At 44.7% G+C, this 14,576-nt stretch carries 8 protein-coding genes; 1 reads left to right on the top strand and 7 read right to left on the bottom strand.

Annotated elements, in window-relative coordinates; all coding sequences use genetic code 11:
* The first annotated feature begins 1 nt into the window (after position 1).
* Positions 2–2,800 carry a valine--tRNA ligase gene (locus tag ACOOFG_RS04880; protein WP_420422518.1) on the top strand — a complete coding sequence of 933 codons (2,799 nt, stop codon included), beginning with the start codon at positions 2–4 and terminating at the stop codon, positions 2,798–2,800.
* A 7-nt stretch (positions 2,801–2,807) separates the two neighbouring features.
* On the opposite strand, the gene ACOOFG_RS04875 is transcribed toward ACOOFG_RS04880, so the two are convergent.
* From ACOOFG_RS04875 to ACOOFG_RS04845, 7 genes are all read right to left on the bottom strand, one after another.
* Positions 2,808–7,805 (bottom strand): autotransporter-associated beta strand repeat-containing protein, encoded by a 4,998-nt coding sequence (locus tag ACOOFG_RS04875; RefSeq protein ID WP_420422517.1) that lies wholly within the window; start codon positions 7,803–7,805, stop codon positions 2,808–2,810.
* Between the two features lie 107 nt (positions 7,806–7,912).
* A complete protein-coding gene (locus tag ACOOFG_RS04870) occupies positions 7,913–9,832 on the bottom strand; it encodes a S9 family peptidase (protein WP_420422516.1) in 1,920 nt (639 codons plus the stop codon).
* Positions 9,825–10,340, bottom strand: a complete 516-nt coding sequence (locus tag ACOOFG_RS04865) for an opioid growth factor receptor-related protein (protein ID WP_420422515.1) — start codon at positions 10,338–10,340, stop codon at positions 9,825–9,827. The genes ACOOFG_RS04870 and ACOOFG_RS04865 overlap by 8 nt, the downstream gene beginning before the upstream one ends.
* Positions 10,318–10,857, bottom strand: coding sequence for a GNAT family N-acetyltransferase (locus ACOOFG_RS04860; protein ID WP_420422514.1), 540 nt, complete (start codon positions 10,855–10,857; stop codon positions 10,318–10,320). The genes ACOOFG_RS04865 and ACOOFG_RS04860 overlap by 23 nt, the downstream gene beginning before the upstream one ends.
* Complete coding sequence (locus ACOOFG_RS04855; RefSeq protein ID WP_420422513.1) at positions 10,808–12,229, bottom strand: alanine/glycine:cation symporter family protein; 1,422 nt, start codon at positions 12,227–12,229, stop codon at positions 10,808–10,810. The genes ACOOFG_RS04860 and ACOOFG_RS04855 overlap by 50 nt, the downstream gene beginning before the upstream one ends.
* 4 nt (positions 12,230–12,233) lie before the next feature.
* Positions 12,234–13,616, bottom strand: coding sequence for an alanine/glycine:cation symporter family protein (locus ACOOFG_RS04850; protein ID WP_420422669.1), 1,383 nt, complete (start codon positions 13,614–13,616; stop codon positions 12,234–12,236).
* Complete coding sequence (locus tag ACOOFG_RS04845; RefSeq protein WP_420422512.1) at positions 13,616–14,554, bottom strand: glycine betaine ABC transporter substrate-binding protein; 939 nt, start codon at positions 14,552–14,554, stop codon at positions 13,616–13,618. The genes ACOOFG_RS04850 and ACOOFG_RS04845 overlap by 1 nt, the downstream gene beginning before the upstream one ends.
* Positions 14,555–14,576: the final 22 nt, after the last annotated feature.

Here is a 14,576-nt window from a genome sequence, read left to right as displayed (position 1 = left end):
TATGAATGAAGATCTGCCGAAACATTACAACCCAGATATCGTCGAAGAAAAGTGGTACTACTTTTGGGAGCGAAAAGGATTCTTCCATGCTGATCCGCTGTCAGACAAGGAGCCTTATTGCATCGTTCTTCCCCCACCCAATGTGACAGGTATTCTCCACAAGGGGCATGCCCTTGTCGATTCGCTTCAAGATGTGATGATCCGTTACAAACGCATGTGTGGTTTTGAAACCCTTTGGGTTCCTGGAACCGACCATGCAGGGATTTCGACGCAAACGGTTGTTGAACGGCATCTCATGGCAACTGAAGGGAAGCGCCGCAAAGACTATTCACGTGAAGACTTTTTAAAGCACGTCTGGAAATGGAAAGAAGAAAACGAAAGCCGGATCGTAGATCAGCTGAAAAAATTAGGCTGTTCGTGCGATTGGATGCGTCACCGCTTCACAATGGATAAAGAGCTCAACGAAGCTGTGCGAACACTCTTCAAAAAAATGTACGACGAAGGTCTGATCTATCAAGGTGACTATCTTGTCAATTGGGATCCCGTGACACAAACAGCTCTTGCTGATGATGAAGTCGAATATGAAGAGCGAGAAACCCACCTTTGGCATCTGAAGTACCCATTGGAAGATGGAAGTGGCCACCTCGTCGTTGCCACCACCCGCCCCGAAACCATGCTAGGAGATGTCGCTGTTGCTGTGTCTCCTGAAGACGAGCGGTACAAAAAGTGGATTGGTAAGCACTTGGTTCTGCCTCTTGTGGGGCGGAAAATTCCAATTTTGGCCGATCCTTTTGTTGATCCAGAGTTTGGAACAGGCGTTGTCAAAATCACTCCTGCACATGACCCGAACGATTATGAAATGGGGCTGCGTCATGGCCTTGAGATGATCAATATTCTCCATCCTGATGGCACCTTGAATGAAAATGGACTTGAATTTGAAGGTCTCACCACTGAAGAAGCTCGGCACTTAGTTGTTGCTCGCTTGAAGGAAATTGACGCTCTCGAAAAAATCGAGCCCTACACGCACCGCGTGGGGGTTTCTTACCGCTCCAAAGCGATCATCGAGCCTTACCTTTCCAAGCAGTGGTTTGTAAAGATGACGGCCTTTAAAGACGATCTGATTGATGCCGTTCGCTCAGGAAAAGTTAAAATCATTCCCAAAAATTGGGAGCAAACTTATTTCCATTGGATTGAAAACCTCCGCGATTGGTGTATCTCCCGTCAACTATGGTGGGGACACCGCATTCCCGTTTGGTTCCACAAGGAAGATCCTTCTCGTATGATTTGCCATGCTGGAGATGACCTTCCTAAAGAAGTCAAAGCTGAGCCAGATCAGTGGGAACAAGATGAAGACGTGCTCGACACTTGGTTCTCTTCTGCTCTTTGGCCCTTTAGTACCTTGGGTTGGCCTCATCAAACGAATGAACTGAAAAAATTCTATCCTAACTCGACGCTTATCACCGGCCACGACATCCTCTTCTTTTGGGTGGCGCGCATGATCATGATGGGAAAATATGTCATGGGTGAAGTTCCCTTCGAAGAAACGAATCTGCAAGGGCTCATCTTCGGTAAGTCGTATTGGAGAAAAGCTGAAGACGGTGGTATTGCTTACGTCTCCCCTGATGAGAAAAAAGCCTTCGACTTAGGTGAGACACTTCCAAAAGACGTCTCTTCTAAATGGGAAAAAATGTCCAAGTCGAAAGGGAACGTGATCGATCCCATCGAGATCATCAATACTTATGGAGCCGACGCCATGCGAATGGCTCTTGGTGCCAGCGCCACGCAATCGATGCAAATCGATCTTGACCGTCGCCGGTTTGAAGAGTTCAAAAACTTCACCAACAAGGTGTGGAATGGCTCACGCTTCGTCCTCATGAATCTCTCAGATCTCTCGCATGAAACATTTGCTGAAGGACTCGATTTTTCGAAGCTTGCCTTGGAAGATCAGTGGATTCTTTCCAGGCTAAACACTGTGATCGAAGAAATGCACACTCACTTAAAAGGCTACCATTTTGATCGCGCTGCCATGCGGTGCTATTCATTTTTCTGGGACGAGTTTTGCGCCTACTATGTCGAAATGTCAAAACCGACTCTTTTTGGCAAGCGGGGCGAAAAAACCACGAAGCAAAAAATTCTTGTCATAGTCTTACTCGCATCGCTCAGATTGATGCATCCTTTTGCTCCTTTCATTACCGAAGAGATTTTCCATTTACTGAAAGAGCACTTTGCGCACATTGAACCTTCTTCCTCTGCCCCCTACACACAAGAAGCAATTGACGCCCTTCTCTCACCTGCTTGTATTGTGTCAGCCTACCCACAAGTGATTCGCAAAGAAGACGTCAGTCAAGAGATCGAAGAAAAGTTCCAGTTCATGAATGAAGTCGTCTACGCAATCCGTAATATTCGAGCGGAGATGGGACTGCCGCCTTCAACTGCAACAGATCTGATTGTCGAAGGATCGGGCCAAGAGTTTGACCTTCTTCAGGAAAACATGGGAATCATCACTTCCCTCGTGCGCATCGAATCAATCAAAACTGATGCCCCTGAAGGATTTCACTCATCAGCGCAAGTACGCAGCTTAAAACTCATCATTCCTCTTCCTCAAGAGCTCATTGAAAAAGAGCTGAAGCGGCTCGAAAAAGAAAAAGAGAAATGCATCGCGCAAATTGCTTCGACAAAGAAGCAACTAAGCAATCCCAACTTTGTAGAGCGCGCCCCTAAAGAGCTCGTGGAAAAAACGCAACAGCAGCTCAAAGATCTAGAGAAACAACTTCAAAGCATCGAAGAAAAGTTAAGCTAAATTTTCACTAAAACCGCTTTTCCACTTTGACCTTACCGCTTTGGATTGCGGCATTATCAAAGAGGTCAGCTTTGTACCCAAGCTCAATGATCCAATCATTGTTGGTTCTCAAGACCAGCTCCCCTCCAACGGTGAACTGATTCGTGGACTTATGGTAGCTTTTCACAGTGAAAGAAGACTCGCAAATGGTTTGTTTGTAAAATCGAGCTGTACGCTTTCCTGAAGTGAGAGGAATATTCGAAATCCAACCAAGTTGAATGACGGGTGTTATGCAAACTGAGGGAGTGTAAAAATCTCTGAGAAACTTCACCAATACGGTGGGTTGTAGGTAAGCTGAGTACTTCCTGTCCACTTTGAGGTTGATGCTGTCAGCTCCTGATTCGGTATATCCGTTTTCAAACATATTCAAATAGCTCAAGCGTGCTTCAGGAAGAATGAAAAAGTGATCGATGTTGCCGCCGATATTAACGCGAAACTTGTACCCTCCATCGACTCTTGCTAAAACATCGTAACTATGATGGCTACTATGGGCTGTGCGGTTTACTCCTGGGTAATGAATATGCCGGTCAATGCTATATGTGTTATAGGCTCCAAGTACCAATAGATTCACGTACCCCTCTTTGACGAGCATTCCAAGAGAGGGACCGAAATAAATCGAGTTCCAGTGCCCTTTTCCTCTATTTTCATTCCAATCGATATCGGAGTAGATGTACCCCACGGCTCCACCAAATTGCAACCAGTTGTAAAACATGTGATTCGCACCTGCAGCTATACCAACAGAGTAAGCGTCAAAGGGTAGATAGGAATCGTAATCTGTTTCGCCACCGATCGAGCCTTGATCATAGTAACTTCCAACAGGTGCAACCCAAACAGTCGTTCTGCTTTGATTGGCTTTGCACTGCTGGTTTTGATTTCCATTCGTGATGCAGGGATCACACCAGTAGAATTTTTCAGCATTTTCTGCCATCACATCTGCAATCATGCGTTGGTTTTGTAGTTCGACTACGGGCAGAGCCCCAAACTGTACATGGCTAAGCTTGACGAGATCTTCAGGGAACTGATCAGCTGGAACGGTCAAGACTGCTTGCAGAACCTCTAAAAGGTCTGGATTGGAAGGAAAGTAATTAGGGCAAAATAAATAGTGTGCAACTTCCTTGGCATTTCCTTTGAGTTCGCTCAGCGGAACTGGAAGGATAACCCCAGGATTTTGATTTGTTAGCAGTGCAAAAGATGGAAGGTAGAAGACGGTAAATCCCAAAGAAGTGGGATCTGTTAAGTTTAAGTTCCCATTTCTCGCATTATAGGTCATGAAAATGTATTCCAGTCCTGCTGGGTAATATCCTGGATGAGGTATAACAGTCAGAGCTCCATCGAGATTTGCAGTTCCAGTCACAATTAAAAGATCTGCCTCTCCTCTCGAGTTGACTTCATTGAGTAAACGCCCATTTGCATTTTGGGTAAAATCTCCTGCAATGGTTAGAGTTCCAATCGAGTTTCCTGGCCAAACAATTCCTGAATTATTGACCGTTTGCAGCTTCCCATCACCTTTGAGAAGTCCTCCAGGAGCAATAGTTGTCGTTGGGCTTTTCACCTCGCCATTCACATGAAGAATGGCTCCACTCTGAACTTCTGTCGCACTTCCTGCGATACTACCTTTAACATTTAATACACCCAAATTGACTGTTGTCATTCCAGCGTAGGTGTTATCTCCACTTAAAGTGATGATGCCTAGGCCCTGTTTGATGAGATCTCCTGACCCAGTGATGGAATTTGTATAGGTACCGATCATTCTTTGCTTAAAGACAATCGTTGAGTTATTAACAATTGGTCCCTGAAGACTTGTTGTGGTGCCTTCAAGAATTCCTTCTTCGATGGTTGTTCCACCACTATAACTATTCGCTTCTGTCAGAATTAACGTCTCAACCCCTTTTTTGGTGAGACTTCCGGATCCAGACATCTTACTTGCATAGGTTCCATCTGCTGTTGCTTGGTTAAATATCACCGCTGCATTGTTTGTGATTGGTCCTTTAAGGCTATCCGTATCTCCCTCTAAAGGTCCATCTGTCACCGTGATTCCTATCCCAGATGACGTTGTTCCGGTAAGAGTTAGCTTATTCCCTCCTATCTTCGTCAATGTTCCGTTGCCTGCTATGTTATCAGAATACGTCCCATCTACTGTTGCTTGGTTAAAGGTGAAAGTAGCACCACTATTAATTGTGATGTCCCCTTGCAAGTTTGTTATTGAGGCTTCCAACGTTCCTCCACTAACTGTTGTTCCTCCTCCGTAAGTGTTAGCTCCAGTAAGTGTTAGCTTGTTACCCCCTATCTTCGTCAAACTTCCACTGCCCATCATCACGCTTGCATAGGTTCCATCTGTTGTTACTTGGTTAAATATCACTGCGGCATTGTTTGTGATTGGTCCTGTAAGGCTATCCGTATCTCCCTGCAAAGTTCCATCTGTTACTGTCACTCCTATCCCAGGTGCCGTTGTTCCTGTAAGCGTTAGCTTGTTCCCTCCTATCTTCGTCAATGTTCCGCTCCCTGACATGTCGCCTGAATACGTCCCATCTGCTGTTGCTTGATTAAATATTACAGCCGCATTGTTTGTTATTGGTCCTGTAAGACTATCCGTATCTCCCTGCAAAGTTCCATCTGTTACTGTCACTCCTATCCCAGGTGCCGTTGTTCCTGTAAGCGTTAGCTTGTTCCCTCCTATCTTCGTCAATGTTCCGCTCCCTGACATGTCGCCTGAATACGTCCCATCTGCTGTTGCTTGATTAAATATTACAGCCGCATTGTTTGTTATTGGTCCTGTAAGACTATCCGTATCTCCCTGCAAGGTTCCAGCTGTAGCAGTTATTCCTATCCCAGATGCCGTTGTTCCGGTAAGAGTTAGCTTGTTGCCCCCTATCTTCGTCAATGTTCCGCTCCCTGACATGTCGCCTGAATACGTCCCATCTGCTGTTGCTTGATTAAATATTACAGCCGCATTGTTTGTTATTGGTCCTGTAAGACTATCCGTATCTCCCTGCAAGGTTCCAGCTGTAGCAGTTATTCCTATCCCAGATGCCGTTGTTCCGGTAAGAGTTAGCTTGTTGCCCCCTATCTTCGTCAATGTTCCGCTCCCTGACATGTCGCCTGAATACGTCCCATCTGCTGTTGCTTGATTAAATATTACAGCCGCATTGTTTGTGATTGGTCCTGCAAGACTGTCCGCATCTCCCTGCAAGGTTCCAGCTGTAGCAGTTATTCCTATCCCAGATGCCGTTGTTCCGGTAAGAGTTAGCTTGTTGCCCCCTATCTTCGTCAATGTTCCGCTTCCTAACATGTCGCCTGAATACGTCCCATCTGTCGCTTGGTTAAATATCACTGCCGCGTTGTTGACGATTGATCCTTTAAGACTGTTCGTATCTCCCTCTAGCGTTCCAGCTGTAACCGTTGTTCCGCCTGAATAGGAGTTCATTCCTGTAAGCGTTAACTTCGCTGTCCCGATTTTGGTTAAACTCCCACTTCCTGACATAACACCAGAATACGTCCCATCTGATGTTTGGTTAAACGTCACTGCCGCATTGTTTAGAATTGATCCTTTCAAGCTTGTTGTATTTCCTTGCAAGGTCCCCTGACTCACCGTAGTTCCCCCAGTGTAACTATTCCCTCCTGTTAGTATTAAGATTCCTCCCCCGGTTTTTGTTAAGCTTCCTGTTCCTGATATGGCATCTAAATAAGTTCCAGTAACTGTTTGGTCAAATGTCACATTCGCATTATTGGTGATATTTCCCTGAAGACTTGTTGTATTCCCTTGAAGAATTCCACCGCTAACTGTTGTTCCTCCTGAATAATTATAAGGTCCTGAACCCGAAAGGGTGACTTTTCCCGTTCCATTTTTTGTTAAAATTCCTTGGCCTGTAATCCCACCTCCAGAATATGTTCCATCTGCGCTTTGATCGAAGTCGAGCATTGCTCCGTTGTCTATTGAGAAGCCTCCTGTCAAGCTCTGCGTCGTCCCTGAAAGGGTTCCAGCTTCTACCGTTGTTCCACCCGTATAGGAATTATTTCCTGAAAAGGTCACTTTTCCTGTTCCTTTTTTGGTAACGCTTCCATCCCCAGATATGACCCCAGCATAGGTCCCGCCTGCACTTTGATCAAACACAACTGATGTAGAACTTTGGGTTTGAATTGCTCCTTTTAATCCATCCGTTGTCCCTTGGAGCACTCCTTCGGCAACTGTTGTTCCACCGCTGTAACTGTTATTTCCTGTGAGAACAAGGGTACCTGTTGTATTTTTTCTAACTTTTCCATTAGACCCTTGAATCGATCCTGAAAAATTTCCCTCTGAAAGAGTCAGTCTAATACCTGGTATTTCTATTGTGCCCGAGCCACTTAATGATGCGATGGAATAATTATTCCACCCTAGCTGTAAAGTCCCCGGTGAGTTCACTGCAACATTCAGCATTTGACTGCCGCTCTGGTTGAACTTTACATTGAAAAGGCCATTATCGACTTGAAAATTAGCTGAAGGGGTCTCTTGAATCACAACAGTTCCTGTGCCATCGATAACATACGTATAATTACTGTTGGAGGGTAGGGTGGAATAGAACCAGAACTCAGAAGCAGAGTTATTTGTCACATGTAGAGAATAAGGACTTGCAATAGCAATACCTGCTGAAAACCCATTTTTCCCATTATTGGTCGAAAGAGTTTCTATGACAGGAGGGCTCCCATTGTTATTAAAAGTTATGGTCCCGCTATTCGAGGCAATCGTAAAATCTGCGCCTGAAGAGTTAAACTGAATCTTGCCAATCGAAATACTGTCAGTTGAAACATAGTAAAATTCTGGATTCCCTTGAAAGATCGCAACATCACCTGCGTTTTTAGGAATATCATTGCTCCAATTCTTTTTGTTCTGCCAACTTGCTGTGTGGTCTCCCTTCCAAGTCGAAGTTCTTCCATAGCTTACACTACAGCTCACTAAACATAGTGTTAAAGCCGTCTTAAAAAATTGCATCCTTCTCATCATTCGAATCACAAAATAATATTGGTTTCTATAAGTTTTTTTTAAACTTACAAACCTTTTTTCTCAAGGTGATCTACGAATAAGTGATTATTTTAAAACTATTCCACAAGCTTAAACATGGATTGTTTGAGATCTTCTTCTGAAGGCGGCTCATAGGTTCCACCTAGATTTTCAGCCAAAAACTTCTCACATGTGGCCAGCTCAATCATCAGATTGTGAAACTTGCGCACACCGTGCCCCTCATCGGGAAACGTAAGGTAAGTTGGCGGTAATCCTTTTTGTTTCATGGCTTCGAAAATCTGGTCTGATTCCGATTTGGCTACAATGGGATCATTGTCACCATGAATCAGCAAGAATGGCTTTTTGATGTTATCGATATAGTTGAGCGGCGATCTCAATTCGAGATGCTTTGATTCTTCTTCATGGTCGGGATCTCCTCCCATGCTTGTCACAAAGGCTCCTTTTGTGAAAAAACTTCCTTCATCCGATAAAGGCGACTCTGGAGTCTCCCAATAGAGAGGAACTTTTTGCATAACTGTTTTGAGATTGGATGGAGCACAAGCTGCAACGCAGCAAGTAAAATAGTCGGGAGTAAATGTGAGGCCAGCAAGGGCCGCATAACCTCCATAGCTACCACCAAAGAGGGCAATTTTTTTCGGATCGGCGATCTTTTCTTTGATACACCAATTGGCAGCGTCAATGAGATCGTCTTGCGCTTTTCCTCCCCACTCTCCATTTCCTGCAGTCACAAATCTCTTTCCAAATCCAGATGAAAGGCGAAAGTTAACACTGAGAACCGCATAACCTCGACTGGCAAGCCATTGATGATAGGCGTTAAATCCAAATGAATCTCTGGCTTGAAAAGGGCCTCCATGCGGAAATAAAATGAGTGGGACAGGGCCATCTTGATCTTTTGGCAAAGTCAGATAACAAACGAGATTAAGCCCATCTCTGGAGGGAATTACAAGAGGTTTCATGTCGAGAAGGCCTTCGACTTTAGGCGACTGAGACAGCAATGTAAGATCCTGCTCAACACGATCAAAGCGGAAGATCTGCACGCCATTTAATGGGCTAGTACTCCGCACGATCCAAGTTTTGTGATCGGCTGATTGGCTGAGGAGCTCAAACTCTGTTGAAATGTGTTGGGATAAGAAGTCTAAATCTTTTTGCACTTTGGGGTCAAAAGCGTGCCAGGTAGTTTTCGTGTAACAGGTGGAATAGGCAACGAGTCGATCTCCTTCAAAAATGAGCCCTCCAATATCACTTTTGGAATCGTGAGCAAGAGTCTGTTCTTCTCCGGTCTTAAGATCAAGAGTTTTCAAGGAGGTCGTATCGGTCGTACGTGTGTCTAAGAGGGTGCAGCATGCCCCATGAATGACAACAGGTGTGGTGTGAAAGCTATCGTTAGGAGAAAGCTTGAGAAGGACTTCATCATTGGCATGGACAAGGGTCATCGCGCCATTGGTATGGACTTCAGCTTTGAGGGCAATGTCTAAATTGTCATCAAGCCAGATGCGGGCAAAGCGGGAGTTGTTGTAGATCTTTTCAAGAGTGCCTGTATTGAGATCAAGAGTGTAGACATCATGGTAGAGAGGGTTTTCTCCAGCAATTCCCACAACCGCTCGGTTTTCGGTAGAACTTACTCCATAAATGTTTCCTAAAACAAGCTCTCGATCTTCGGTGTAATTTTTAAGCTCTTTTGTTTCGATGTCTACAGTCCAAATATGGAAGTTCCGAGTCCCCCCAATATCTTTGAGGAAGAGGATTTTTTTGCTATCGCTCGACCAGTAAAACCGTTTGATTTCGGGATCGGTAAAGTTCGTGAGAGCTTCTCCGTTTTCAAGATAGAGATTCATGGTCCCTTTTTGGTTTGAACGCACTTCACAGAAGTGTCGACCACTCGGACTGATTTTGACCGAGAGAATCTTGACGGGATTAAATAGCTCTTCTCGTGGAATCATTTGAGCGTTTAACATGGTCATACTCCAGGTAAGTAGTAGCAAAATTCGTTTAAACATCTATGGACTTCCTCCAGTAATGCTTGAGACTATAAGCAAATTCTTCCCCTAAGTTGAGTGTTGCAAGGCAATCATAAAGAGCCTTGGCTAAGGATGATTTTCCAAGGGATCTAAGTGAGTTAAGGATCCGATCAATTCGTGCTAAGTTGTGACCAGAAAGATGTCGTTTTTTTTGGTCAAAATCGGAAGCCTTGGAAATCCTTTCTTTGTCACGCTTGAGTCCATAATGAGCCAACATGAGATCGAGAGCTCGCACGAGTTGATTTTGTAAGTGAGAATCTTCTAGAAAGGCTTCGATGATGGTCTCATTAAGCATAATCGGTTCTGAAGTCATCTGGCTTCTTTTTGTCATAGGAAAAAGCCACTGAATAAAATTGTGATGGAGTTCGAGTTCATCTTCAGTGTAGTGACAAATGGTTTCAAACAAAACCCCATTCAGGTTGGGAATTTTTCCTCGGTAGAAATCGAGAAAGATCCGTTGTGCATCATCCGGCTCGTGAGTAGGCATGATCTTCCCAAACTTCTTTCGTCATCGAATAGAGGAGCATGTCCTTATCGAATCGATGGATTTTTGACTCGAATACAAAACCACTTCTCTCTGCCAAGCGAATGGAGGCATGATTTTCAGGGTCGATTGTTGCAACGAGCTTTTCATATGCGAAATGGGAAAATCCATAATCGATACACCCAAAAGTCGCTTCTCTAGCGAGCCCTAGCCCCCAGTAACGCCTATGAAAAAGACAACCGACTTCAACCTCGGATGTTCCCGGAGCATTTCCTGGAGGAATCAGACCGCAGATTCCAGCAAAATCACCTGACTGCTTGTGGATGCACGCATAAAAAGAATGCCCTCTTTCACGAATATTGCGTTTAGAGCGCTGAATCCAATCTTCTGTTTCTTCTAAATTCAGTGTATGTGGGTAATGAAGCATCACTTTTGGATCAGAAAGGAGCTGATAGAGATTCTCTAGATCACTAGTCTTTAGATGGCGCAAGTGTAGTCGTTTTGTCTCGAATACGTTCATCTCTTTCCCGTTTAAGCAGTTTAAAAAACTCGTTGGACTCTTTCACAACTACTGAGGAAAGAGCAATGAGGCCTATCAAGTTTGGCAGGGTCATAAGGCCATTCATGATGTCCACAAGGGGCCAAACAAGCTCGATGCTCATAAGTGCACCAACAAAGACAAAAAGGCAAAAGATGACTCGGAAGGCGTAGATGGCTCTTTCACCTGCCAAGTACTCCATGCACTTCTCGCCGTAATAAGACCAACCAATAATGGTCGAATAGCCAAAAAGAATCAAGCCTACAGCGACAATCACATCTCCAAATGGCAGAACAGAGCGAAACGCTTCCATAACAAGAGGCGCTCCGTTCAAGAGTTTTCCTTCTGCATCAGTTTGACCCAAAACTCCTGTGACTGAAATAACTAGAGCCGTGATTGTACAGACGACAAGTGTGGAAAGAAAAACGGTTGTCATAGAAATCAAGGCATGACGCCCTGGAACATCTGTCTTAGCGGCTGCGGCTGCAATCGGACCACTTCCTAGTCCTGCTTCATTCGAAGAAATCCCTCGAGCTACCCCAAACTGCAAGGCTGCAATGACAGTCGCCCCAACAAACCCTCCAGCCATTGCTTCTCCTGTAAAGGCACTCTTCACAATGTGAACAAAGCTCGCAGGAACTAAATGGGCATGAACAATGATAATGAAGAGACCTCCCACAATGTAAAGACCGGCCATGATCGGAACTAAAACCGAGCAAACACGCCCAATGCTTCCAATTCCCCCAATCACAATGAGCCCCGTTGCAAGAGCAACAATTAGACCTGTCCAAAGGGGTGGGATGTGAAGTAAATCGTAAATAGCATCGGCGATTGAATGAGCCTGTGTCAAGTTTCCACCAGCAAATGCAGAAAGCATCCCCGACACGGCAAAAAAGCCTGCCAGCCACTTCCATTTGAGTCCTTTGCGGATGTAATACATCGGGCCACCGCACATTTCTCCGCGGTGATCTTTGGTTCGGAACTTGATCGCCAAAATCGCTTCGGCATACTTTGTTGCCATTCCGATGAGGGCAATCACCCACATCCAGAAGATGGCGCCCATACCACCCCCAACGATGGCAGTGGCAACACCGGCAATACTTCCAATTCCAATTGTCGCTGCTAAGGCTGTCATGAGGGCTTGGAACTGACTAATGTCTCCTTGAGCTTGATCGTCTTGGCGGGTGAAGGCCAGTTTCAAAGCATAAGGAAGGTACTTAAATTGCATTCCTCTTAGTCGAAACGTGAGAAAGAGTCCCACTCCGACAAGGAGAAAGATTAAACAACGTGACCAGAGGAAATAATCTATTCCATCTAGCCACTCAATTAATACTTCTGAGTGGATAGGATTCATAAAATTACTTATTTTGCAGTTTCTTTTCTAATTTTTCTTTCTTTAGAAGGCGCTCAAAGAAGCGCGTTTCTTTGGAGATGATTCCAGCAAGGACAAAAAGGCCAATCAAGTTCGGAAAAGCCATTAGTCCATTCATCATATTGGCAATTCCCCAAACCAGCTTCAAACTGAGGAGTGATCCAGGAATTACAAGAAGTGTAAAAAGGACACGATAAATTTTTGTTGCGCGGATGCCAAAAAGGTATTCGACGCATTTTTCGCCGTAATAAGCCCAACCAAGAATGGTCGAGTAAGCAAAAGGAATAAGAGCAATGGTCACAATCAATCCACCATAGGGAATGATTTGATCAAAGGCTCGAAGTGCAAGAGCTGAACCATTGAGTAGACTCCCATCAGGTCCGAGTTCTCCGAAAACGCCTGATACTGCGATGACAAGACCTGTTAAAGTGCAGACAATTCCCGTTGTGATAAACACACTACACATCGAGACCAGAGCTTGTCGTCCAGGAGCATCGGTTTTGGCTGCAGCTGCGGCAATTGGCGAGCTTCCGAGTCCTGCTTCACTTGAAAAGACTCCACGCGAAACTCCAAGTTGAATCGCAGCCATAACGGTTGCACCTGCAAACCCACCAACAGCGGCTTGGCCAGAAAAAGCACTTTTAAAAATCAACGCAAATGCTGCAGGAACTGCTTGAATCTTGATCAAAAGGATGATGATCGCTCCCACAATGTAAAAGGCCGCCATAGCAGGAACAAGAATTGCAGCGACCTTACCGATACTCTTGATCCCACCAATCAATGCAATTCCTACAATGACCATAAGCACTAAGCCTGTCCAGATTGGCTGAATATGAAAGAGATCTTGAACAGCTAAGACAACAGAGTTGGCTTGTACCATATTACCTGTGATCAAGGCTGTGACGGCAGCAAAAAAAGCAAAGAGAACCCCTAGCCATTTCGCCTTCATCCCCTTTTCGAGATAGTACATCGGGCCACCGCACATCTCACCGCTTTCGTCAGAAATACGGTACTTGATCGCAAGAATAGCTTCGCCATACTTCGTTGCCATTCCGAAAAGAGCTGCGCCCCACATCCAGACGAGAGCACCCATTCCACCAATTGCAATTGCTGTTGCAACTCCGGTAATGCTTCCAATCCCAATGGTTGCTGCTAAAGCAGTCATCAGGGCTTGAAAGTGGCTAATATCTCCTTGTGCGCTGTCATCATGTCGTGTGAAGGCAAGTTTATGTGCATACCAAAGATAGCGAAATTGAAGCGCGCGAGTGCGAACTGTCAGGTAAAAACCGACAAGGACGAGGAGAATGAGGAGTGGAGGCCCCCAAATCCAGTTATTGAGGGTGTCTACGATATGCTGCAGAGTTAACATCATGGAACTTTCTGAGAATGAGAAAGCAAACCTTCTCGTTTTAAAAATTGTTGTGCTACATGATACACACTCTTGCCTTTATTTTCTACTTCATAATTCATTTCGACCATTTTTTCCAGAGTAATTCTTCCAGAAATTTCATCAAAAATACTGCGAATTTCAGGGTGTTTTTTTAAAATATCTTGCCTGACAACTGCTGCTGCTTGATAAGGAGGAAAAAGATTTTGATCGTCTTCTAAAGTGACAAGTCCGTGTTCAAGAATAAATCCATCTGTTGCATAGCCATCGATGATATCGACCGCGCCATTGACTAATGAAAGGTAAATGAGTGGATGATCTAGTAAACTGAGAGCCTTAAATTGCATTCCATACCCTTCTTCTAGCACTTTCTCTTCGGGTCGCGCGTAAAATTCGGGATCGAAGGCGACCTTTACTTTTGGGTCTTTTCCAAGCAGAGCTTTCAAATCAGAAAGAGTTTTGAGGCCATGTTTTTCAGCAAAATCCGGGCGCGCTAGAATAACATAGGCTGCTTCAAACCCGACAGGAGGCATCCACTCCAAGGCAAAACGACGGCTGAACTCTTCATTGAGAAATTCAAGGGTTTTACCCTCTGGAAGCTCCCAATAATCTTTGTGTAAAATAGAGCTAAGAGCGGTTCCTGTGTATTCAATGTACAAGTCAATTTCATTGGAGTTGAGCGCATTCAAGCAGATAAAAGTTCCATCGTATGCAGGTTTGACTTCGAACATAAGATTTGTTCGATCTCTAAGTACTAGCGCTAAAACCTCGGAAATGATTTGTCCCGTTGTGTCCTTTGCACCTAGGATGATACGTTCTTGCCTTTTGAGATGAGAACGGGTCACTGTTGAAAACATGACAGCTAAAATCACTAGCATCACAAGAAGGGTTAGAATCAAGCGTCTTTTGATTGCACTCATGTCTCGCTTTATGTTATCAAAA

This window comes from Simkania sp., from assembly GCF_965215465.1.
Lineage (GTDB): Bacteria > Chlamydiota > Chlamydiia > Chlamydiales > Simkaniaceae > Simkania.
Note: the sequence above shows the minus strand (reverse complement) of the source record. Positions and strands in the feature narration are given on the sequence as shown.

Coding starts and splice junctions, on each gene's coding strand:
- ACOOFG_RS04870 (WP_420422516.1), bottom strand. CDS start 9,832: ATGTTTAAACGAATTTTGCTACTACTTACCTGGAGTATGACCATGTTA.
- ACOOFG_RS04865 (WP_420422515.1), bottom strand. CDS start 10,340: ATGCCTACTCACGAGCCGGATGATGCACAACGGATCTTTCTCGATTTC.
- ACOOFG_RS04880 (WP_420422518.1), top strand. CDS start 2: ATGAATGAAGATCTGCCGAAACATTACAACCCAGATATCGTCGAAGAA.
- ACOOFG_RS04860 (WP_420422514.1), bottom strand. CDS start 10,857: ATGAACGTATTCGAGACAAAACGACTACACTTGCGCCATCTAAAGACT.
- ACOOFG_RS04845 (WP_420422512.1), bottom strand. CDS start 14,554: ATGAGTGCAATCAAAAGACGCTTGATTCTAACCCTTCTTGTGATGCTA.
- ACOOFG_RS04855 (WP_420422513.1), bottom strand. CDS start 12,229: ATGAATCCTATCCACTCAGAAGTATTAATTGAGTGGCTAGATGGAATA.
- ACOOFG_RS04850 (WP_420422669.1), bottom strand. CDS start 13,616: ATGTTAACTCTGCAGCATATCGTAGACACCCTCAATAACTGGATTTGG.
- ACOOFG_RS04875 (WP_420422517.1), bottom strand. CDS start 7,805: ATGCAATTTTTTAAGACGGCTTTAACACTATGTTTAGTGAGCTGTAGT.